The organism is Mesorhizobium sp. ORM8.1 (assembly GCF_053005525.2).
Window position 1 is genome coordinate 7355930 of record NZ_CM132600.1, and the last position, 21619, is coordinate 7377548.

Below are 21619 nucleotides of genomic sequence, written 5' to 3' on the forward strand. Positions count from 1 at the left end.
CTCTGGCGGAATCAATCAGCCCGCGTTAAGCGATAACTCCCATGGCGCGATATGTATTCATCACAGGCGGCGTGGTTTCCTCACTTGGAAAAGGCATTGCCGCGGCGGCCCTTGGGGCTCTCCTGCAGGCGCGAGGCTATCGCGCACGCATCAAAAAGCTCGATCCTTACCTGAATGTCGACCCCGGTACGATGTCGCCGTACCAGCACGGCGAAGTGTTCGTCACCGACGATGGCGCCGAGACCGATCTCGATCTCGGCCATTATGAGCGCTTCACCGGGCGCTCTGCCAACCAGCAGGACAACATCACCACCGGGCGCATTTACAAGAACATCATCGAACGCGAGCGGCGTGGCGACTATCTCGGCGCCACCGTGCAGGTGATCCCGCACGTCACCGACGAGATCAAGCATTTCGTCCTCGACGGCAATGACGACTATGATTTCGTGCTGTGCGAGATCGGCGGCACGGTCGGCGACATCGAAGCGATGCCGTTCCTCGAGGCGATTCGCCAGCTCGGCAACGACCTGCCGCGCAACAACGCCGTCTATGTGCATCTGACGCTGATGCCTTACATCCCGACCGCCGGCGAATTGAAGACCAAGCCGACGCAGCATTCGGTCAAGGAATTGCGCGGCATCGGCATTGCACCGGATATCCTTCTGGTGCGCGCCGACCGGCCGATCCCGAAGGAAGAGCGGCGCAAACTTTCGCTGTTCTGCAACGTGCGCGAAAGCGCCGTGATCCAGGCGCTCGACGTGCCGCATATCTATGACGTGCCTTTGGCCTACCACCACGAAGGGCTCGATTCGGAAGTGCTGGCTGCTTTCGGCATCGACCCGGCGCCGAAGCCGCGCATGGAGCCCTGGCAAGCGCTTTCCAACCACATCCACAATCCCGAAGGCGAAGTGACGATTGCCATCGTCGGCAAGTACACCGGCCTCAAGGACGCCTATAAATCGCTGATCGAGGCGCTTTCGCATGGCGGTCTCGCCAACCGCGTCAAGGTCAAGCTCGACTGGATCGAATCGGAGATTTTCGAGAAGGAAGACCCGACGCCATGGCTCGAAAAGGTGCATGGCATTCTCGTTCCCGGCGGTTTTGGCGAGCGTGGCTCGGAAGGCAAGATCCTGGCGGCGAAGTTCGCGCGCGAGCGCAAAGTGCCTTATTTCGGCATCTGCTTCGGCATGCAGATGGCCTGCATCGAGGCGGCGCGGTCGCTGGCCGGCGTCGAGCATGCCTCCTCGAGCGAGTTCGGCCCGACCCCCGAGCCCGTGGTCGGCCTGATGACCGAATGGCTGAAGGGCAACATGCTGGAGAAGCGCAGGGTGACCGGCGACCTCGGCGGCACGATGCGGCTCGGCGCCTACCAGGCCGAGCTCGCCAAGGGGTCCAAGATCGCCGAGATCTATGGCGATACGCAGATTTCCGAGCGCCACAGGCATCGCTACGAGGTCAATATCGACTACAAGCAACGCCTTGAGGATTGCGGGCTGGTCTTTGCCGGCATGTCGCCCGACGGCGTGCTGCCCGAGACGGTCGAATACCCGGACCATCCCTGGTTCATCGGCGTTCAGTATCATCCCGAGTTGAAGAGCCGCCCGCTCGAGCCGCATCCGCTGTTCGCCAGCTTTATCGAGGCGGCGGTGGAACAGTCGCGGCTGGTCTGACGGCAGGCGGCCGGCCATGCGGACCTATGTTGCACTGCTCTACAGCATCGGCATCGGTGATGGGCGCAGGCTGCTCATGGCCGATCTCAAGGCGATGGCCGAAGACCTCGGGCTGAAGAACCCGCGCACGCTGGTGGCGACCGGCAATCTGGTCTTCGAGGCGCGGGCAACCGATATCGCCAGGTTGGAACAGCGACTGGAAACAGCCTTCGAAAAAACCTTCGGCCGCCATATCGACATCATCGTGCGCGCCGCCGAGGACTGGCTGAAGCTCGCCGCCGGCAATCCGTTCCCGGCTGACTCGGCCGAGGCAGGCGACCAGGTGGTGGTGCGGGTGATGCGCAAAGCTGCGCCCGTGGAGGGCGTGGCGGCGTTGCAGACCTGTGCCGCCGAGGACGAGAAGGTGTCTTCCGTCGACGGCGATATCTGGGTCGTCTTTTCACGCGAGCGGCCAAGCTCGCGGCTGCTCGCGGCAATGAACCACAAGCGTCTCGGCATCGGCACCGCGCGCAACTGGAACACGGTGCGCAGGTTGGCTGAGATGGTAGGGGAATAGGGGAATAGGGGAATAGGGGAATAGGGGAATAGGGGAATAGGGGAATAGGGGAATAGGGGAATAGGGGAATAGGGGAATAGGGGAAGCTCTGTTCCCTACTCCTTACTTGCCTACTCCCGTACTCCCCTTTTCTCAGGCCTTCGCGGTCTTCGCGCCCGCGCCCAGCGCCGCCGCGCGCAGCACATAGTAGACGGCACCGGCGATCGCCACGCCGAAGAACCAGCCATAGACGCCCCACCATGCGGGCAGCCAGTTGGTGAAGTTGGGCAGGATCGAGGAGAAGATCGCGCCGATGCCGGCGGCGATGAAGGCGTTGACGTGCCAGCCGCCCTGGAAGCGGAACTCGCCGTCTTCGCGATACAGCGCCTCGACGTCGACCTCGCGTTTGCGGATCAGGTAGTAGTCGACCATCATGACACCGAAGATCGGCCCCATCGTCGCGCCTATGATGTTGACGAAATGCGCGGCACTGCCTTCCCACGGCGCGAAAGGATAGAGCACCAGCGCGATCACCGCCGCGATGTAGCCGCCCTTCTTGAAGTCGATCTGGCGTGGGAAGACGTTGGAGAAGTCGAAGGCGGGCGAGACGAAATTGGCGACCACGTTGATGCCGAGCGTTGCCACCGCGAAGGTCAGCGCGGCGAGCGCTGCCAGGAACCAGCTGTCGAATTTGGCCGAGATCTGGTCGGGGTGCAGCAGCACCTCGTGATAGACGTCATAGGCGGCAATCGTAGTGACGCCGGCGACCAACGAGAACAGGATCAGGTTGACCGGCAGGCCCCAGATGTTGCCCCTTACGCAGGGCGGCCTGGTCGGGCGCGTAGCGGGCAAAGTCACAGAAGTTGAGATAGAGCGCCGAGAAATAGGTCACCCAGATCGCCGCCACCGCGAAGAGTGCCGTCCAGGATCCAGGATCGCCCGGAATGCCGGCATCGGCGGTCTTTTCGCGCAGCACGTCCATCGGAATATCGCTGGTGAAGGCGAAGGTCCCCGATTTGATGCAGAGGTAGATGGCGAGGAGCAGCATCATCACCCAGACAGCCGGGCCGGCCCAATCCTGGAAGCGGCGTACGGTCTCCATGCCCTTCTGGATGATCAGCAGCTGCAGCGCCCAGATGACGACGAAGCAGATCACTTCCAGCGTGGAATGGCCGAGAAGATGCGAGGTCTGGTTGAATTCGTTGAACCATGGCAGACGCGTCAAAAGCGCGACGATCGCGCCGGATGCGGCGGCCGTCTGGGCGCCGTACCAGAAGCAGGCGACGACGGCGCGGACCAGCGCCGGGATGTTGGCGCCCCAGATGCCGAAAGAAGCGCGGGCAAGCACGGGGTAGGGCACGCCGGTCTTCACGCCGGCATAGCCGACCATGTTCATCAGCGCATAGATGATCAGCGAGCCGATGCCGATGGCGACGATGAAATTGACGAAGCCGCCGCAGAACAGAAACAGGCTGGCGGCGAGATAGTAGCCCCAGAGGCTGTGGACGTCCGATGTCCAGACGTTGAAGATCGAGAAAGGCCCCCAATTTCGGACCGTTGCCGGAGCCAGATCATCATTGTAGAGGCCTGGCGATGCGCCTTGTATGGTCATTGCAAGCGTTCCCCTTTTGCAAAAACGCGCCCTCACGTGTTAACCGTGGAGGGTAAGCCTGACGCAGGGGAACGGGCAAGCACGCCATTTGCCGGCTTTCGACTTAAAGACATTCAATGAGAATCGCCGTTATCCGCCGGCACTAAGCCTGAGCCGAGCTGAGTCGCCATGGTTCCTTCTGCCGCCCAGGCGCAAACCTATGGGTTTCGAACTCTTTCCGTCGGCAACCAAAATTGTTTGGAACCGATTCTGCGAGACGTGCGTTTGATAAGGTTCGATCGCCCTGCGGTCGACCGGGAGGTTTAGTCATGGATCGCTTGCATTTCTTTACCCCAGTGCGGATTGCGCGTGGGCAGGGACATCCTGTGGAGGAAGTCGATAGCGTCTCCGAAGCGATGGTGTTCTTGCGGAAGTGGCCAACGGGAAGGCGCGGCCCTGTCTATCAGTGCGCCCTGAATTGCTGCTCGGCGGCGCTATCGGGCAAGATGTCGGCCGAGGAAGCGCGGAAAGCCTTTGTCGGCTTTGCCCGCATCACCAGGTTGCTCGATGACGACATGGCGCTACCGCTTGGCGGCGGTACAACAGAAAACGTCCACGCGCTGCGGCGGTAGGCGACACAACCCTCGCGAAGTCAGGATGCTGCGTCGGCGACGGCGCAGCACTCTGGTTGTTGTCGGTTTCCAGATGCCGATCGGGTCGGATCGAGGGCCGACGGTTCGAACCCGTCGAGAGCGCCATTTCGCGCTATTGCCAATTTGTAAAAGCCAACCACCACGCTTTCGAAATAAAGCATATTGGAAATACTTATACGATTTTCGCGTGAAGTATCTTTAAACCTATTGACGCTATCCCTACTTCATTGGTCGTAATGTCTATCAAGGCAACACGGATGTGAGATAACTCACGGCTACGCCTCCCTTCACTGGGGACTCGGGACGCGCGGTCATTTTTCCTACAATTGAGCAGCCCAATTTTCGACACGCCCTTAGTGCGTCGAGCAGTGTCACTGCGCAATTTCCCCGCTTCATCAATCAACACCAACCGGGTGGCCGTCGGGTGAACGAACCCGCGCGCCCAAAGGAGAGAAGAAATGGAAGCCCTGCAATATCTCGAGCCGATGAAATGGACGGCGATCGAGATAGCCGTGCCGGTCATCGTGCTGGCAATCCTGTTACGGTGGAGCGGCGTGATCCGCTACATCCCAAACGACAGGCTCGGCATCCTGGAAAAACTTTGGAGCTTTCGCGGCTCCGTCAGCAACGGCTTCATCGCGCTCAACCGTGAGGCAGGCTACCAGCCGGAAGTCGTGCGCGGTGGCCTGCATTTCTTCATGCCGTTCCAATATTCGATGCATCGCGCCAATCTTGTCACCATCCCGCAGGGTCAGATCGGCTATGTCTTTGCCCGTGATGGCAAGCCGCTGCCTCCGACGCAGACACTTGCTTCCAATACCGACGCCGATGATTTCCAGGATGTGCGCGGCTTTCTCGAAAAAGGTGGACAGAAAGGACCGCAACGCAAGATCTTGCGTGAAGGCACCTATGCCATCAATCTCGCGCAATTCATCGTGCTCACCGCCCAGTCGATCTATGCCGTTAACCTGAGTTCGTCGGAACACAACCTTTTTGCCAATATGTCCGACATGATCTCGGAGCGGGGCGGCTTTGAGCCAGTCGTCATCCACAATGCCGAGGACATGATCGGTATCGTCACCATCCATGATGGTCCGGCCCTGCCGGACGGCGAGATCATCGCACCGACGGTTGCCAACGATCCGAACGACCCGAACTTCCACAACAATTTTCAGGACCCGGAGAAGTTTCTCAATGCCGGCGGCTACCGTGGCCGGCAGCTGCAGGTGCTGGCCGACGGTAGCTACTTCCTCAATCGCATTTTCGCGACCGTCGAACTGGTCGAGAAGACGATCATCGACGTTGGCACGGTGGGTGTCGTCGTCTCCTACAACGGCCGCCACGGCACGGATATATCCGGGCAGGCATACCGTCACGGCGAGCTGGTCGAAATCGGCGCACGCGGTGTCTGGTCAACGCCGCTGCTGCCAGGCAAGTATGCGTTCAATACCTATGCCGGCAAGATCATCATCGTGCCGACCACCAACTTCGTGCTCAAATGGACGAAGGAGCAGTTTGGCGAACACAGGCTGGACGAGAACCTGTCTGAAGTGTCACTGATCACCAAGGATGCGTTCGAGCCTGTGCTGCCGCTCTCCGTGGTCGTGCATATCGACTACATGAAGGCGCCGCTCGTGGTGCAGCGCTTCGGTGACATCAAGCGGCTGGTCGAACAAACGCTCGATCCGATGGTTTCTGCCTACTTCAAGAACATCGCCCAGACAAAGACGCTGATCCAGCTTTTGCAGGAGCGTAGCGATATTCAGCGCAAGTCGGGCGAGGAGATGCGCGAGAAATTCAATTCCTACAGCCTCGAGCTGCAGGAAGTGTTGATTGGTACGCCGCGCGCCGCCAATGGCCAAAACAGCATAGAGCAGATCCTGATCCAGCTGCGCGAGCGCCAGATCGCAGTCGAAAAGGTCGAGACTTATAAATTGCAGGAGAAGGCGGCGATCCAGGAACGCACGTTGCGCGAGAAGGAGGCGCTCGCCGAACAGCAAGCCAAGATCACGACGTCGGCGCTTACCATCGAGATCAGCGAGAACGAGGGCAAGGCGCAACTCGCCCGCACCCGCCAGCAGGCTGAAACCATTCAGGTCACTGCCAAGGCAGAAGCCGAGAAGGTGCGCCTCGGCGGCCATGGCGAGGCCGACATGATCAAGGCTATCGCGCTTGCCGATGCCGAACGCATCAAGGCGACCGGTTTTGCGGATGCCGAGAGGGTCCGCGCCATCGGTCTGGCGGAGGCCGAGGCTACCGAAAAGAAGGTCGCGGCCTTCGGCGGCCCCGACTATCAGCTCAACTCACAGGTTCTCATGCGCTTCGCCGAGGCGATTGAAAACGGCAGGATACCGCTCGTACCGCAGATCCAGATCGGCGCCACCGGTGGCGAGAAGGGGGCCGCCAACGGCCTTGTCGAGATGATGCTTTCGATGCTGGTTGCCGACCGGGTTGGGCCGCAAATCCAACCGGATGAGATCCCGGCACCCGTTGAGGAGGAATGATTGCAGATGGGCCGGTTGTACCGGCCCATTTTGCGCTCTGCCACTGATGATACCGTACGGTCGTGCGTGGCGCGGAATTTTCGTGGAATAGCGTGGTGGTTGAAACTGCTCGCTGCGCATGCAGGATCGGCTCGACACCGATGCTGTCGTGGCGCTGGCCGGGCAGCAGGATAAAGCGCACCAGGTTACCGTCCACGAGGGCCAAGATTTTGGTGGCAGTCCGCCGCGTGAGCGGCCGACGGCCTGATTTTGAGTCCCCTTTTGCGCCGATCCCATGCTGGTGCCAGCGGCAGTGTTCCTCCGCCTCCAGAGAACTCCGAAACCAACTGTCGACATGCGTGACCCATGAAGGCCCGCAGGCTGCTCGGAGCGCATCGATGAGTCAAAAGACCGACAGTTGAAACGCATGGCGCCGGTACGCCAACGGGCGCCGCCTGACACAAGAAATCCGCTCCGTCGGATGAGGACCGATGCAGATCAGGAACGACGGAACGCACGTTGTCTTACCTGCGGCCGCGCCGATCGCGAGACGGCCGGACGGCGCCGGATTGCCTGTGACGATGCTCCGTCAGTCCAATGGAAAAGTGCGCCACGACGGTTCCAGTGCTGCCTTCATGCAGCCGGCAGACCCTGTCGCAGAGCGCGGAAGACTGCACGGCGCATCGGGGAGGGAAAGGCGCTTCCATCTGGCTACGAGACGCTCGATAGAAACCCAGTTCTCGGTGAAATCTTTTCTCTTAGGCTTTGACGGCGCGCCGGACTAACATACGCACAGGAGGTGGGGCGATGACAGACATCTCGATACGCCGGGCGGATTTCATGATGGTCCTGGCTTATGCGTCGGACCTCGCCACGGGCCATTCTCGCGACTTCGCACTGAAATCCTGCGTGCTTGCGATGCGGATCGCCGATCTTGCGGGAATCCCCGAGCAGGATCGGCGCAACGCCTACCACCAGTCGATGCTCCGCTATGTCGGCTGCAATGCCGACACGGATCTTCTGTCGGCAACCTTCGGTGACGAAATTGCGCTCCGCCAGGACCTTGTCGGGCTCGACATGGGCAACCGTGCGGAACTGGGCAGGGTCTTCGTGCAAGCTTTCAAGCGGCTCTACTACGACCTTGAGCCCGACGCGCAGGCCAGGGCGATCGAGGCCGCCATGTCGCAGGCGATCACGGTGGCCCGCCCGGTGCTCACCGCGCATTGCGAGGTCGCGCAGCGGATCGGCGAGCGGCTGGGCCTTTCCGAGGAGATTCGGCGAAATCTCGGGCAGATCTACGAACGCTGGGACGGCAAGGGTCTGCCGCGCGGGTTGAGCGGCGAGGATGTGCTGCCGGCCGTGCGCCTGATTACATTGGCGCAGGATGTGATTGCGCTTAGCGATGCCGTCGGCATCGACGGGATGGCCGAAATCATCGCAAGCCGCGGCGATGGCCCATACGAGGCGGCTCTGGCCCAACTCGTCTCGGCCAACGCGTCGCAGCTTATGCAAGGCATCGGCGTAACGGTCGACCGCGAGACGATCCTGGCGCTCGAGCCCGATCCACCGGTGACGCTTGACGAGGCAGCCTGCGACGAAGCGTTCCTCGCTATCGCCGATATGATCGACATGCGTATGCCGTTTACCTACGGCCATTCACGCATGGTGGCGGAACTGGCCGAGGGAGCGGGCGGGCGGATGGGATTGCCGGCTGCCGACCTCCGTGCGCTGCGCTGGTCGGGCTGCATTCATGACATTGGCGAACTCGTGGTGCCGGTGGCGACCTGGATGCGCAACGGTCCGCTGTCGGTCCGTGAGCGCGACGCGGCGCAGTTGCACGCCTATTATGGCGAGCGGGCGCTGACCTCGTTCGGCCGCGAGGGCGATGCGATGGCCGCCCTCGTGCTTCGCCATCACGAACGCCTGGATGGCTCGGGCTATCACCGCAGGGTGGGCGGCTCCGACCTGTCCCCGGCGGCGAGGATCCTGGCCGCCGCCGAAGCCTTCCAGACGTCGCGAGAGGAACGCCCGCACCGGAAGGCGTTGTCGAACGAGGCGGCGGCGGCGAAGTTGCGCGCCGACGTTCGCGAGGGCTGCATCTGCCCCGACGCCGCCGAGGCCGTGCTGTCCTTCGCCGGACAACCTTCGCGCCGGGCGCCGCCCCGGCCGCTGGCCGGAATGACGCCGCGCGAGATCGAGGTGCTGCGCCTGATCGCCGCCGGCCTTATCGCGAAGGAAGCGGCGCGCAAGCTCGATATCTCGCCCAAGACCGCGGACCACCATATCCAGAGCGTCTACGCCAAAATCGGCGTGACCACCCGCGCCGCCGCGGCACTCTACGCGGTCGAGCATGGCCTTGTCCGGCCGGGTGAGACGCAGGCATAGGGAATACACCCCATGTGCGCCCGCTCCGGGGCGCGCATCGTGATCCTGTCGACGGACCGATGGTGGCCGCGACCGACAGGAGGAAATCAGATGCTTCTCGCAACAACCAAGGTGGCGGACGTCGACCGCTTCATTCGTATCTTTTCGACCAAGGGCGCCGACAAGCGCCGGCTGCACGGCTCGAACGGCGCAACCGTCTTCCGCGACCCCAGCGAGCCCGACCGCGTCTGGGCGATCTTCGACTGGGACGCCGAGGGTTGGAAGAATTTCGTGTCGGATCCGGAGGTGCCCGCGATTCTGCAGGAAGCCGGCCATGTCGGCAAGCCGCAGGCGGCACTGCTGCTCGGCCACTACGAGGCCTGAGGTCCCGCACCGCGCGCCGCCAGCCGCCCGGCGGCGGCGCCCGCCCGACGAACCCAGAGATTTGGAGAAATCAAATGCATCCGAAACCCATCAAGATCGGCCTTGTCGCCGAATTGACCGGCCCGTTGTCGTTCATGGGCATCGCCAACGCAAACCTCACCACCATGCTCGTCGACGACATCAATGCAAAAGGCGGTTTGCTCGGCCGGCCGCTGGAGCTTGTCATCGAGGATGGCGAGACCAACGACAGCGTCGCCAAGGCAAGGACTGCGAAACTGATAGACGCCGACAAAGTCGATCTGGTCGTCGGCGGCATCTACAGCTCGACCCGCCAGGCCATCAAGAGCGAAGCGGTCGCGCGCGGCAGGACGCTCTACATCTACACCGAGCAGTATGAGGGACAGGAAAGCGATCCGCTCATCTTCTGCACCGGTCCGGTGCCCGCGCAACAGGTCGAACCTCTGATCCCATGGTTCATGAAGAACACCGGGGCGAAGAAGTTCTACCTGCCATCGGCCGACTACATCTGGCCCCATCTGCTGAACAAGGCGGCGAGCCAGGTTGTGCGAGCGAATGGCGGCGAGATCGTCGGAGAGGAATATCTCCCGCTCGATACCACCAATTTTGGGCAAACGGTGCAGCAGATCATGGCGAGCGGCGCCGAGGCGGTATTCAACACCCTCGTTCCGCCCGGCCTGACGCCGTTCCTCGACGAATTGCACAAGGCCGGTTTCGGCAAGCGCGGCGGCAAGATCATCTGCACCTACTTCGACGAGAACTTCTTCAATCTGGTGCCGTTCGAGCAGATCGAGGGCCTCTACAGCTGCCTCGACTACTATCAGGAGCTCGACGACCCGTTTGGCCGCGGGCTCTTGCGTCGCTACCAGGACCGATTCCCTGGGAGCGCGATGTTGACTGCAGGCAGCGGATGCACCGGCCACTACCGGGCGATCAAGATGTGGGAAGCGGCTGTCAATGAAGCCGGCACGGTCGAGCGCGATGCGGTCATCCGGGCGCTCGATCACGCCCGGATCAGCGAGGGACCGGGTGGCCCGGCCGAAATGGTCCCTGGCCAGCACCATGTTCGCATGAACATGTATATCGCACAGGCACAGAGCGGTCGTTTCCGGGTCGTGAAGAATCTGGGGCCGATCGATCCCAACGAAGGCGTGCTTGCCGACGAACTTCAACTCAGCAAAGCAGGCTGACTCGGCGGCGTCGATCGCTGCTCTTCCAAGTGGCAAGGGCAAATAGAGGGTTGCCCTTGCCACCCAACCGGGCCTGTTCAAGTCAGACGCACGAAACGGCCGAACGGAGCGAGGCGCGACCGCGCCGCCGGTCTTGTCCTAGCTCTTGTGTAGGCTCTGGACTTCGAACGCCGTCTCTTGGGGCGGCGAGGTGAAGCCGCCTTTGATGCCCTTGCTCATCGTGGGCTTCAAGACCCCGTCGCGAAACTTCTCCCAGCTCTCCTTGGAGTCGTGGACGGCAACGATTGTCCAACCTCCCGCCGACGGCCCGGCGGCATGAAAGGTCTGGCCCTTCGGCAGACCGCCGCCCGCCGGATGCACAGCGGCGACCGACGCATCGTATTGTGACTTTGTTCCACCTGCAAAGTGGTGAACGATCCCATAAGGCATCTCTTCCTCCATTGTGGCTTTTGCGCCTTCCTGTTTGTAGGCTAGCGCGTTAAAGTTAGCGACTACTAATATTGCTGTATACGAAAGGATCCTCTTGCTGACGATCAGCAGCACCATTGGCAAAGCGACGTTGGCAGGATTTCAAGTTCGCGCGCTCAAAGAACCAAAACCCACTAATCCAGCAAACCGACCTGCGTTCCCCAGGTGTCGGAAAGCGCAAATCCCGAGGCGAATGGGTCGTCGTCATCCGGGCGCAGTTCCTAGCGGCCGTAGACCCGTGCCTGGCCCGTGATCCTGGGAAGCACAGCATCCGTCCGTCAATGCTAGTCAGGCCGATGACTTCAGCGAGAGAAACTCGCCGCCGATGATGGATCGCGACCGGCACGCCTCACCGACCCGAAGCACGCCTCTGGCATGCAGCGCCGCCATATTGCCTGAACTGACCGCTCCGCATGGCGAGCGGTCGACGCGGCCGGGGTTCAGCGTCGTGAAGGTGCGCACCGCGCCGTCCTCTTCGCGTTCGCCAAACGTAGTCGCCGCAATCGGACGCCCGGATGATGCCGTTCGTGAATTCCACAGCCTCTGCCACGAGAACAGCACGGATTTTGTCCTAGGTTTCAACGGACACGACGGCGGCGCGCTCACTGTCGCTCTCGCAGCGAGTCGCCATCGGAATGGAGACTCTAGCCCGATGGTATCACGTTAGGCAGCACGGTTCGCCAGCACTGCGTGGAGCGCCTCGGGCTTAAGGTGCGTATACCGTTTCAGCATTTTCCAGTCCTTGTGCCGCAACCTGTTCAATCGTGAATACAGCCTCGAACAGACGGCTCGTGCCATTGCGTCATCTTTCCCTGAATGCCTCCGAGGCCACCTTCGCGAGTGGCGAGAGCAGGTAATCGATAACGCGGCGGCTGTCGGTTTTGATTTCCACGGTCACCGTCATGCCCGAAGTCAGGGGGATCATCTCCCCGTTTATGTTCATTGCCTGTTCCTCGATCGCGATGGTGACCGGGAAGACGAAGCTCTGGGGCTGTCCTGTCTGACTTGTGGGCGCGGCGTTGGTAGCGTTGGCGGAGGCAGCTGCGTTGGCGAGGCCACGCTTGGCCTCCTGCTCCTCGACCGCTTCGGAGGCGATGCGGGCGACTTTGCCATGCAACACGCCAAAACGCGTGAAGGGGAAAGCATCGACCTTGATCGCCGCGCTCTGGCCGGGCTTGACAAAGCCGATGTCGAGGTTGGCGACGAGCGCCTCAACCTGCAGCGCCCCATCCGTCGGCGCTACGACCAGGAGCTGCTGCCCGGTGGTCACGACTTGGCCGACCGTGGTCACGGCGATCTGCTGCGCAATACCGTCGGCCGGTGAATAGAGCTTGGTGCGAGCGAGGCGAGCGTCGGCCTTGGCGACCGCCTGCTTGGCCTCGTCCGCCTTGCGCTCGGCGTCCGCGAGCTTGTTCTCGTTGTCGGCCACGAATCGCGAGAGCGTCATGATCTTCTCGCTCCCAAGCTCCTTCAGGGCGGCATCGGTCTCAATCAGCTCACCTTCGTCGGAGGCGAGCGACGATTGCGATTTTTCCAGCTGCTGCGTGGAGTCGTAGAGATTGACCTTGCTGCCGACCTGCCGATCGAGCGCCGCCTGGCGGGTGCCGACGAGCTGGGTCAGCGTTTCGATCAGCTTGTTCTGGAACGCTATGCTCATATCGAGGCGCTGACGTGTCGCCTGCTTCTGCAAGATCTGCTTGTCGAGACTCTGCAAGGCACCGGTGAGCTGGCTGAGGTCGGCTGTCAGCACCGAAGCCTCGCGCAAGCGGACCGCCTCAGGCAGCTCGGCGCCCCAGGCAATTTGCGGCTCGGGGTCAGCGCCGGCTTGCGCCAACTGTTCGGCAATGACATCGCCCACGTCCGTCGCGTCTGATTTCGCAGGACCATCAAGTACAGAGCGCGCCGTCGCGATGGCAAAGCGCCGTCGCGCCATTTCGGCCAGATCCGCATTTAGCTCATCGTTCTGTGCGTTCTCTTCCGCGGCCGACTCCGCGGGATCCAGCTCCAGCAGCAGGTCTCCCGCCTTTACGCGTTGCCCGTTCTCGACGTGAATTGCGGCGATCTTGCCGGGGTCGAGCGGCTGTATCACCTTGGCGTGGCCGGCCGTGTCGATTTTGCCGGGCGCAACCGCGTGCACGTCGAGCCGTCCGTAGAACGACCAGGCGAGCGCAGCCGCGAAGAAGGCGCATATCGTCAGCATCGTGATGACGGGCAGCGGCGGCGCAGGCGTTTCCAGGATTTCGATCGCCGCGGGCAGGAATTCGCGATCGCGGCCGGAGATGGCCGGGGCGGGTAGGTTGACCGGGTGCGGCGACGCCGGAGGGAGCGGCGGCAAGGTTCTTTCATTCATGCCCCGGCCCTCGCCTGATCCGACTGCAGCGCCCAGAGCCGGGCGTAGAGGCCGCCTTTGCGCGCTAGCAGTTCCTCGTGGCTTCCGATCTCGACAATCTCGCCCCTTTCCATTCCCACGATGCGCGTGCATGGGCGCACCGCTGCCAAGCGATGGGCGATGATCAGCACCGTGCGACCGCGCACGATCGCGCGCATGTTCTCCTGGACGATACGCTCGCTCTCGTAATCGAGCGCCGAGGTCGCTTCGTCGAAGATGAGGATGCGAGGATTGGTGGCAAGTGCGCGGGCGATGGCGATGCGCTGGCGTTGTCCGCCCGAGAGATTGGCGCCGCGCTCCTCGATGATCGTGTCGTAGCCCTGCGGCATCTGCGCGATGAACTCGTCGGCGCCGGCGAGCCTGGCCGCTTGGATCACCCACGCCCGAGCCACGGCGGGATCGCCGAGCGCGATATTCTCGTGGATCGATCGGTTGAACAGGATGTTCTCCTGCAACACGACCCCGATCTGGCGGCGAAGCCATCCCGGGTCGAGCTGGGCGATATCGATGCCGTCGAGCATTACCTGCCCGGCCTGCGGCGAATAGAGCCGCTGCACCACCTTGACCAGCGTCGACTTGCCCGAGCCCGACGCACCGACGAAGCCGATGACTTCGCCCGCGCCGATCGACAGCGTGACGTTGCGCAGGGCTTCGTTCGCGTCGGGCCGATAGCGCAGCGACACGCCGTGCAACTCGATCGCGCCCTGCGGTGGCGGCAGCGTCAACAGGTTCTGGGGCATGGGCTCCGGCGGCGTGTTCAGGATGTCGCCGAGCCGCGCCACCGAAACCTGCACCTGCTGGAAGTCCTGCCACAACTGAGAGAGGCGAAGGATTGGCGCCACGACCTGGGAAGCGATCATGTTGAAGGCGATCAGCTCGCCAACCGTCATCGCGCCGTTGATGACGGCCTCTGCGCCGAAGAGCAGGATAAGCGCCGTCGTCACCTTGCTGACATACTGGATCAGGTTCTGGCCGAGCGCGCCGGTGACGCCGGCGTCAAACGACGTGCGGACGTAGGACGCGAGCCGCTCCTCCCATTGCGCCTGCATCATCGGCTCGACGCTTGCCGCCTTCAGGGTTGGCGCTCCGACGATCGACTCGACGAGAAACTGCTGCGAGCGCGCGCCGCGGTTGAACTTCTCGTTGATCTGCTCGCGAAGAATCGGGCGGATCAGCACCGCAATCAGGAGATAGACCGGGATCGTGCCGAGCACGACCAGCGTCAGCGTGGACGAATAGATGAACATCACGACGAAGAAGACCAGCGTGAAGACGAGATCGAGCAGCGAGGTCAGCCCCTGTCCGGTCAGGAAGTTGCGGACCGTCTCAAGCTCGCGCACGCGCGCCACCGTCTGGCCGGTCGCGCGCGTCTCGAAATAGGCGAGGGGCAGGCGGAAGAGGTGATGGAACAGGCGCCGGCCGAGCTCGACGTCCATTCGGTTGGTGGTGTGGCTCAGCGTATATGTGCGCAGGAATTGCAGGACCGTCTCGAACAGTCCCAGCGTCACCAGACCGACAATCAGCACGGTGAGCGTGGACACTCCCTTGTGCACCAGCACCTTGTCGACGATGAGCTGGAAGAACACCGGCGTGATGAGCGCGAACAGTTGCACGAAGAGCGAGGCCAGCGCGACCTGGGCGAGGGGGCGCCGGTAGCGCAGGATCGAGGGCAGGAACCAGCGGAATCCGAAAGTTCTGGGGTTTGTGCCTGCCCCGCCCAGACGGCGCGTGACCAGCACGACCTCGCCCGAGGACAGCGCCAGGATGTCCTCGATCGGCAGTTCCCGTGCAATGCGGCCAATCGGATCAAGCAGGCGGGCGAACCCCTTCGCGGGCGAGGCGGCCAGCACGCCGAAGGTGCCGTCCTTGAGGCCGATCAGGGCGGGATAGGGAACGGCGGCGAGGCGCCTGGCGGTGACATGGCGCAGGATACGCGAGCGCAGCTCCAGGATGTTGGCGCCGCGGACGATATCCTCAACCGCGGCGAAGCGCCCCGTCAGCGCGAGCTGATGGCGCATCTGCGCCGGGTCGGCGGCGACGCGGTAGTATCCCGCGATCACCGCCAGCCCGGCCAGGCCGGAGTCGATCGGCGTGAACGGCGCGGATTCGACCCTGGACAGCTCGGTCGGGCGCGCGCTGCCTCGGGCGGCTTGGTCTCTGATGTCGCGTCGGTCATGTCGTTCTTCGCTCGAACCACTGCCGCCCCGACATCCGAGCCGCACTTCCGGCTCGGAGGAGGTAAACCGTCACGTTTGCGTGCGCGCCCGACCTTGGTCGGCTTTGTCGGTGCGCGCCCTGCGTCTGCCTTTGCCGCCATATCGGCCACGGCGCTCTTCTCTTGGTCCACTTCCACCCCCAAGGCCGAGCCGGTCTCCCGGCTCGGTCGAAGCCCGACCCATTATACCGTGGGTGCCGTTAGGTTGACGTTGAGTGTGCCTGTCCCGGCCTCCGCCAGATTGGTGTTCAATCCACTGTTGAACGCGTCGTAGTCCTGTAGAGCAAGATTGAAGGCCATGTTCACCGACTGGCCGGCGTTGAAGGTCGATACCGACACCGCGCCCATGTCGAACGAGTCCTTGTTGCCGTAAACAGTGCCGATGTTGGTCGCCTCCAGCCGATCGAAGCCGGTAGCGGTACTAACGAGGATAAACTCTCCCGGTGCCAGCTTCAGGCCTGTCAGATCTACGCCGTTGCTGTCGCCCGTTGGCGTGAAGTGCGCCGTCACGGTCTGCGTGACGCCTCCAGTGGTGAAGGCTTGCGTGTCCGCGGCAGGGAGTTCGCCCTTATTGAAATCGGCGAGAGTGCCGGTGATGTTGCCGTTGGCATCCTCGGTCACGATCTTGACCTCGGTGATTGCCTCATGCGTGGCGCTCGCATCGGTGGGCAATGTCCCCGCCCCGGGGGTGAGCGACGTCCCCCCGGGACTTCGTAGGCGTCGAGGCGGATGTCGACCGTCTTTCCAGTCGGACTGACCTGGCTCAGTGCGAAGCCCGCGTTGTTGACCTCGTAGTGATCGAGATAGCCGAGCGTGCTCAGCGACTTCAGGGCCGTCGCGGAGGTGATCGAGTGGACGTTGTCGACGAAGTCGAGGCGGATGGCCTTGCCCGGCGCGACCGCCTGCTTGTCCGTGCCGACGCCGATCGAGCTCGGATTGACGGTGTCGACGCCGGGGTTGAGTCCGGTGAATACGACCGACTTCCCGGGGTTGACCGGCTGTTTTGTGGTCGGGTTGAACGGCAGCGAGAACCACGCGTAGTTGCCGGCAGGCACGTCCGCGAAGTCGCTGAAGGTGAAGTTCGAGCCGTTGCTGATCGCCTGGAGCATGTTGTACGTGTAGGTGCCGGTGTCGGGGTTGAGGGTGATTGTGAATACCTCATCCGCCGTAATTGGGGAGCCTGACACGCCGCCGAGGCCTTGGCCGGTCGAGTCGGTTGTCGCGGTCAGCGTGCCTGTGCCGAATCCCCACAGGTAGATATCTTTCCCGCCCGCTTGCAGATTCGCGGGCGAGCCGCTGTCGAGCGTGCCTGTCAGCTTTGAATCGTTCGTGCCGGTAAACGTCAGGGCACCGAAGCCGTCGCCGCCGGCGTGTTCCTTGATGGTGAGCGACGAATTTGGATCGACGGTCCCGTCGGCCGCGTTCGTGTTGACCAGCTTCCCGGTGAAAGTCGAGCCGGCGGCGTCTTTTACGTTATCCGCGCTGACGACCGCCTCCGGATTGAAGTTAAACGGCACGTCGTCGATGACCGTGACCGCCCAGGCGTTGGCCGGGGCTGTCGCGGTGCTGGCGTCGGCATCGGTCGCCAGGATCAGCGAACTGAAGTCGAGCTTGGTCTGGCTTGAGTCGTTTGCTCCCGGCGCCTGATCAACGGGGGCCGAAAGCGTGAAGGTCCAGTCGCCCGTTGCCTCGGTCAGCGCCAGCGTGAACACGGTCGTTGCTCCCGCGCTCGCGGTCAGCGTGTCGACGTCGCCACTGCTCTGCACCAAGTAGGTTATGGATGTCCCGCCCGATTTCAGCGCCGGCAGCTTGGATGTGTCGGTCGACAACGCGAACGATAGCGGCACGTCCGCCCCCGCCGCGAACAACGAACTGACCGAGCCTGTCGATCCGGTGCTAGTACCGGTGGCATCGGGAAGTTTGTTTGCCGACAGCGCGTCTTCGTCGACATTTCCCGACGACGACGAGTTGGCGATGAACGTCGGCTGGTCGTCGATGATGGTGAGCTTCAGCGCGTTCCCGGCTACAGTGGCGGTGCTGCCGTCCTTGTCCGTCGCGTGGATCAGACCACTGACGTCGAAGGAGAAGGTGCCTTCGGGCGAGCCGTTTTGCGGTGTTTCCTGATCGATCGGCGCCGAAAGCGTGAAGGTGTAGGCCCCCGTCGCCTCGGTCAGCGCCAACGTGAACACGGTCGTCGTTCCAGCCTTGGCGGTCAGCGTGTCGATGCCGCCGGCGGTCCCCACCGAATAGGTCACCGCCACCCCACCGGAGGTCAAGACCGGCAAGCCGGAGGTGGAGCCGGAAAGCGCGTATGTCAGCGGGGTGTCCGCGCCCGCATTGAACAGGTTCGATACGTTGCCGGTGGCCGAACCGCCAAAACCCGTCTCGCCTGTGGCTTCGCCGGCGAGCGCATCTTCGTCGACCGTCGCCGTCTGCGTATTGGCGCTCGCCGTCGGCTGGTCGTCGATGATGGTGAGCTTCAGCGCGTTCGCGGCTGCAGTGGCGGTGCTGCCGTCGTTGTCCGTCGCGTGGATCAGACCACTGACGTCGAAGGAGAAGGTGCCTTCGGGCGAGCCGTTTTGCGGTGTTTCCTGATCGATCGGCGCCGAAAGCGTGAAGGTGTAGGCCCCCGTCGCCTCGGTCAGCGCCAACGTGAACACGGTCGTCGTTCCAGCCTTGGCGGTCAGCGTGTCGATGCCGCCGGCGGTCCCCACCGAATAGGTCACCGCCACCCCACCGGAGGTCAAGACCGGCAAGCCGGAGGTGGAGCCGGAAAGCGCGTATGTCAGCGGGGTGTCCGCGCCCGCATTGAACAGGTTCGATACGTTGCCGGTGGCCGAACCGCCAAAACCCGTCTCGCCTGTGGCTTCGCCGGCGAGCGCATCTTCGTCGACCGTCGCCGTCTGCGTATTGGCGCTCGCCGTCGGCTGGTCGTCGGTGATGGTGAGCTTCAGCGCGTTCGCGGCTGCAGTGGCGGTGCTGCCGTCGTTGTCCGTCGCGTGGATCAGACCACTGACGTCGAAGGAGAAGGTGCCTTCGGGCGAGCCGTTTTGCGGTGTTTCCTGATCGATCGGCGCCGAAAGCGTGAAGGTGTAGGCCCCCGTCGCCTCGGTCAGCGCCAACGTGAACACGGTCGTCGTTCCAGCCTTGGCGGTCAGCGTGTCGATGCCGCCGGCGGTCCCCACCGAATAGGTCACCGCCACCCCACCGGAGGTCAAGACCGGCAAGCCGGAGGTGGAGCCGGAAAGCGCGTATGTCAGCGGGGTGTCCGCGCCCGCATTGAACAGGTTCGATACGTTGCCGGTGGCCGAACCGCCAAAACCCGTCTCGCCTGTGGCTTCGCCGGCGAGCGCATCTTCGTCGACCGTCGCCGTCTGCGTATTGGCGCTCGCCGTCGGCTGGTCGTCGATGATGGTGAGCTTCAGCGCGTTCGCGGCTGCAGTGGCGGTGCTGCCGTCGTTGTCCGTCGCGTGGATCAGACCACTGACGTCGAAGGAGAAGGTGCCTTCGGGCGAGCCGTTTTGCGGTGTTTCCTGATCGATCGGCGCCGAAAGCGTGAAGGTGTAGGCCCCCGTCGCCTCGGTCAGCGCCAACGTGAACACGGTCGTCGTTCCAGCCTTGGCGGTCAGCGTGTCGATGCCGCCGGCGGTCCCCACCGAATAGGTCACCGCCACCCCACCGGAGGTCAAGACCGGCAAGCCGGAGGTGGAGCCGGAAAGCGCGTATGTCAGCGGGGTGTCCGCGCCCGCATTGAACAGGTTCGATACGTTGCCGGTGGCCGAACCGCCAAAACCCGTCTCGCCTGTGGCTTCGCCGGCGAGCGCATCTTCGTCGACCGTCGCCGTCTGCGTATTGGCGCTCGCCGTCGGCACGCTGTCCTCGAAGATGATGTGGGAGCCGACTTCCGTGTGGTCGTTGGTCGTCAGGGTCTGCGTTTCGGTGACATTGAGAATGTCGAAGCCGGGCGTGTTGCCGGGTGGCATGACGTTCTCGACCACGAACTGGTCGAACTGAGCGCCATTCAGGGAGGTGAATTGAATCTTCTCGCCCGCGGTGACTCCGTTGACTATGCCGTTGGGGGCGCTCGTGGTGCCGCCGAAGGTGACGCCGTTGTTGCCGGTGGTCCGCGCCGAATCCGCGATCAGGGTCGTCCCGTTGAAGACCTGGATTTCGCCGATCGCGACCGTGTTCGTGGAAGTGCTCGTCTCTGTGCTGTTGAACGTGCCAGCGGATTCGTTCTGGGCGATGATCTTGAGGTTGATGAGACTGTTGGTAGGGGTTACCTGACTGATGTCGAAGCTCGCGCCTGTTCCTTCGATATAGGTGGCGATGTTGAGGGAACTGTCGGTGAGGAACGTCTTGTCCTTGGTGTTGCCGCCGGTAAAGCTGCTGACGAAATCAAAGCGCAAGGCTCCGCCGGGAGTGATCGACTGACTGTCGCTGCCGTCACCGCCCGAACTGGTGTTGACGGTGTTGGGATTGGAGGTGCTGGCGTCGAGCCCGGTCACGATGACGGCCGACGTCCCGCTGCTGCTGGTAAACGGCAGCCAGTAGTTCTGCCCGGGGTTCTTGGTGCCGATGTTGAACGATGAGATGGAACTTGACGATCCGCTGACGTAGACGCGGTTGGAGAGATTGAGGGTGTTGGCGTCCTCGCCCGCTGAGGGATTCGTGTTGGTGAGGGCCTCGTACTGCACGACCCAGATCGTCGCGCCGCCGCTCGTCGGCTGCAACAGAAGCGCGAAGGCGACCGTGCCGGTGCTGTTCGTCTCACGGCCGAGCACGATGTCTGGATTGCTCGGGTCGGAGTAGAGGAAGATCTCGTTGCCGTCGATGGCCTTGAAGCCGGTGTCGACGCCGTTCAGCGCCCCGCCGGTGCTGTTGGTGAGCTTCAAATTCTGGTCGGTCGTGCTGACGATCGTGTCCCCGGAGATACCGATCGCCTGGGTCGTGCCGCTGCCCGTCGACGTGTCGGGATAGATGCCGAGCGCCGTCAGTTCGTCCGCCAACGAGGATGAAATAGTGTTGTTAAAGGTGGTCAGCGTGACGTTGTCGTCGGGATTGGCGGGGTCGTCGTTGTCCGTCGCAAGATTTGTCAGTCCGAGGTTTTCGTCCTCAATGACGTTGCCGGTGATATCGAGTGCCATGGAAATGCTCCCTGGTTTCAATGCGGCAGGCGCAAGATCGGCCCCAACGCCGGCAACCGGCCGCATGGGCACGCATCCGCTGGCAGCGCCAGCGCTACGCGCCATCGTTAAAGGAAACTGGAGTAGCGATTTGGTTTAGGGGGTAGTGGGTGTTAGGAGGAGCCGCCGCTGATCCTCCGCTCCTTGCCCCCTCAGGCAATTCTAGGGGGATGCGTCCTACGCGCATCGGCTACCCACCACCGGCGGACGCCAAGTGTCAATGATGAGGGCATACCCAAACCCCGCCCCTCTTCCCAACAGGCATGACTGCCTGTACGCCTCCCGCTCAGAACATGAGCAACGGAAAGTTTACTCTTAATTGTGGAAAGTTAAATCGGACCATTGATTTTTTGGAGGATTTGTGTCGTGGAAATGGTCCCCCTTAACAGGGGACCTTTGGCCATCTCACTGGAACCAATTGAAAATAAAAGAGAATACGCTAGATCGTGGTCGTGTATTTGACTGCTGGACCG

Annotated in this window: 12 protein-coding genes and 3 pseudogenes; 7 read left to right on the forward strand and 8 right to left on the reverse strand. The window is 62.6% G+C overall.

Features of this window, described 5'->3' with window-relative positions; all coding sequences use genetic code 11:
- Nucleotides 1-41: 41 nt before the first annotated feature.
- Together ACVDG8_RS36660 and ACVDG8_RS36665 are read left to right on the forward strand one after the other, a co-directional pair.
- Entirely contained in the window at nt 42-1670 is a 1629-nt protein-coding gene (locus ACVDG8_RS36660) for a CTP synthase (protein WP_447252840.1), read from the forward strand.
- Nucleotides 1671-1686: 16 nt separating this feature from the next.
- Nucleotides 1687-2226 (forward strand): DUF1697 domain-containing protein, encoded by a 540-nt coding sequence (locus tag ACVDG8_RS36665; protein ID WP_447252841.1) that lies wholly within the window; start codon nt 1687-1689, stop codon nt 2224-2226.
- A 132-nt stretch (nt 2227-2358) separates the two neighbouring features.
- Here the strand turns inward: ACVDG8_RS36665 and ACVDG8_RS36670 are convergent.
- A pseudogene (locus tag ACVDG8_RS36670) lies at nt 2359-3817 on the reverse strand (NCS1 family nucleobase:cation symporter-1).
- Between the two features lie 308 nt (nt 3818-4125).
- On the opposite strand from ACVDG8_RS36670, the gene ACVDG8_RS36675 reads away from it, so the two are divergent.
- Together ACVDG8_RS36675 and ACVDG8_RS36680 are read left to right on the forward strand one after the other, a co-directional pair.
- Nucleotides 4126-4428 (forward strand): DUF982 domain-containing protein, encoded by a 303-nt coding sequence (locus ACVDG8_RS36675; protein WP_447252842.1) that lies wholly within the window; start codon nt 4126-4128, stop codon nt 4426-4428.
- Nucleotides 4429-4907: 479 nt separating this feature from the next.
- Nucleotides 4908-6953 carry an SPFH domain-containing protein gene (locus ACVDG8_RS36680; protein WP_455707463.1) on the forward strand — a complete coding sequence of 682 codons (2046 nt, stop codon included), beginning with the start codon at nt 4908-4910 and terminating at the stop codon, nt 6951-6953.
- A 121-nt stretch (nt 6954-7074) separates the two neighbouring features.
- On the opposite strand, the pseudogene ACVDG8_RS36685 reads toward ACVDG8_RS36680, so the two are convergent.
- Nucleotides 7075-7242: pseudogene (locus ACVDG8_RS36685) on the reverse strand (IS5/IS1182 family transposase); the annotation flags it as partial.
- 608 nt (nt 7243-7850) lie between these two features.
- Between ACVDG8_RS36685 and ACVDG8_RS36690 the strand changes: the two are divergent.
- From ACVDG8_RS36690 to ACVDG8_RS36700, 3 genes are all read left to right on the forward strand, one after another.
- Nucleotides 7851-9317: an HD domain-containing phosphohydrolase gene (locus ACVDG8_RS36690; protein ID WP_455707464.1), complete on the forward strand. Its 1467-nt coding sequence runs from the start codon at nt 7851-7853 to the stop codon at nt 9315-9317.
- A gap of 90 nt (nt 9318-9407) precedes the next feature.
- Nucleotides 9408-9680: a hypothetical protein gene (locus ACVDG8_RS36695; protein WP_091581466.1), complete on the forward strand. Its 273-nt coding sequence runs from the start codon at nt 9408-9410 to the stop codon at nt 9678-9680.
- Between the two features lie 74 nt (nt 9681-9754).
- On the forward strand, nt 9755-10888 hold the full coding sequence (locus tag ACVDG8_RS36700) for a substrate-binding protein (protein WP_447252844.1): 1134 nt from the start codon (nt 9755-9757) through the stop codon (nt 10886-10888).
- A gap of 138 nt (nt 10889-11026) precedes the next feature.
- On the opposite strand, the gene ACVDG8_RS36705 is transcribed toward ACVDG8_RS36700, so the two are convergent.
- The 6 genes and pseudogenes from ACVDG8_RS36705 to ACVDG8_RS36730 form a co-directional block, all read right to left on the reverse strand.
- Entirely contained in the window at nt 11027-11434 is a 408-nt protein-coding gene (locus tag ACVDG8_RS36705) for a hypothetical protein (protein WP_455707465.1), read from the reverse strand.
- A 56-nt stretch (nt 11435-11490) separates the two neighbouring features.
- Nucleotides 11491-11860 (reverse strand): annotated as a pseudogene (locus tag ACVDG8_RS36710) (proline racemase family protein); the annotation flags it as partial.
- 298 nt (nt 11861-12158) lie between these two features.
- On the reverse strand, nt 12159-13706 hold the full coding sequence (locus ACVDG8_RS36715; RefSeq protein WP_447252846.1) for an HlyD family type I secretion periplasmic adaptor subunit: 1548 nt from the start codon (nt 13704-13706) through the stop codon (nt 12159-12161).
- Nucleotides 13703-15865, reverse strand: a complete 2163-nt coding sequence (locus tag ACVDG8_RS36720; protein ID WP_455707878.1) for a type I secretion system permease/ATPase — start codon at nt 15863-15865, stop codon at nt 13703-13705. Before ACVDG8_RS36720 ends, ACVDG8_RS36715 begins: the two co-directional genes overlap by 4 nt.
- A gap of 278 nt (nt 15866-16143) precedes the next feature.
- Entirely contained in the window at nt 16144-16632 is a 489-nt protein-coding gene (locus tag ACVDG8_RS36725) for a hypothetical protein (RefSeq protein ID WP_447252848.1), read from the reverse strand.
- Nucleotides 16578-21107: a beta strand repeat-containing protein gene (locus tag ACVDG8_RS36730; RefSeq protein WP_455707466.1), complete on the reverse strand. Its 4530-nt coding sequence runs from the start codon at nt 21105-21107 to the stop codon at nt 16578-16580. The genes ACVDG8_RS36725 and ACVDG8_RS36730 overlap by 55 nt, the downstream gene beginning before the upstream one ends.
- Between the last annotated feature and the right edge of the window lie 512 nt (nt 21108-21619).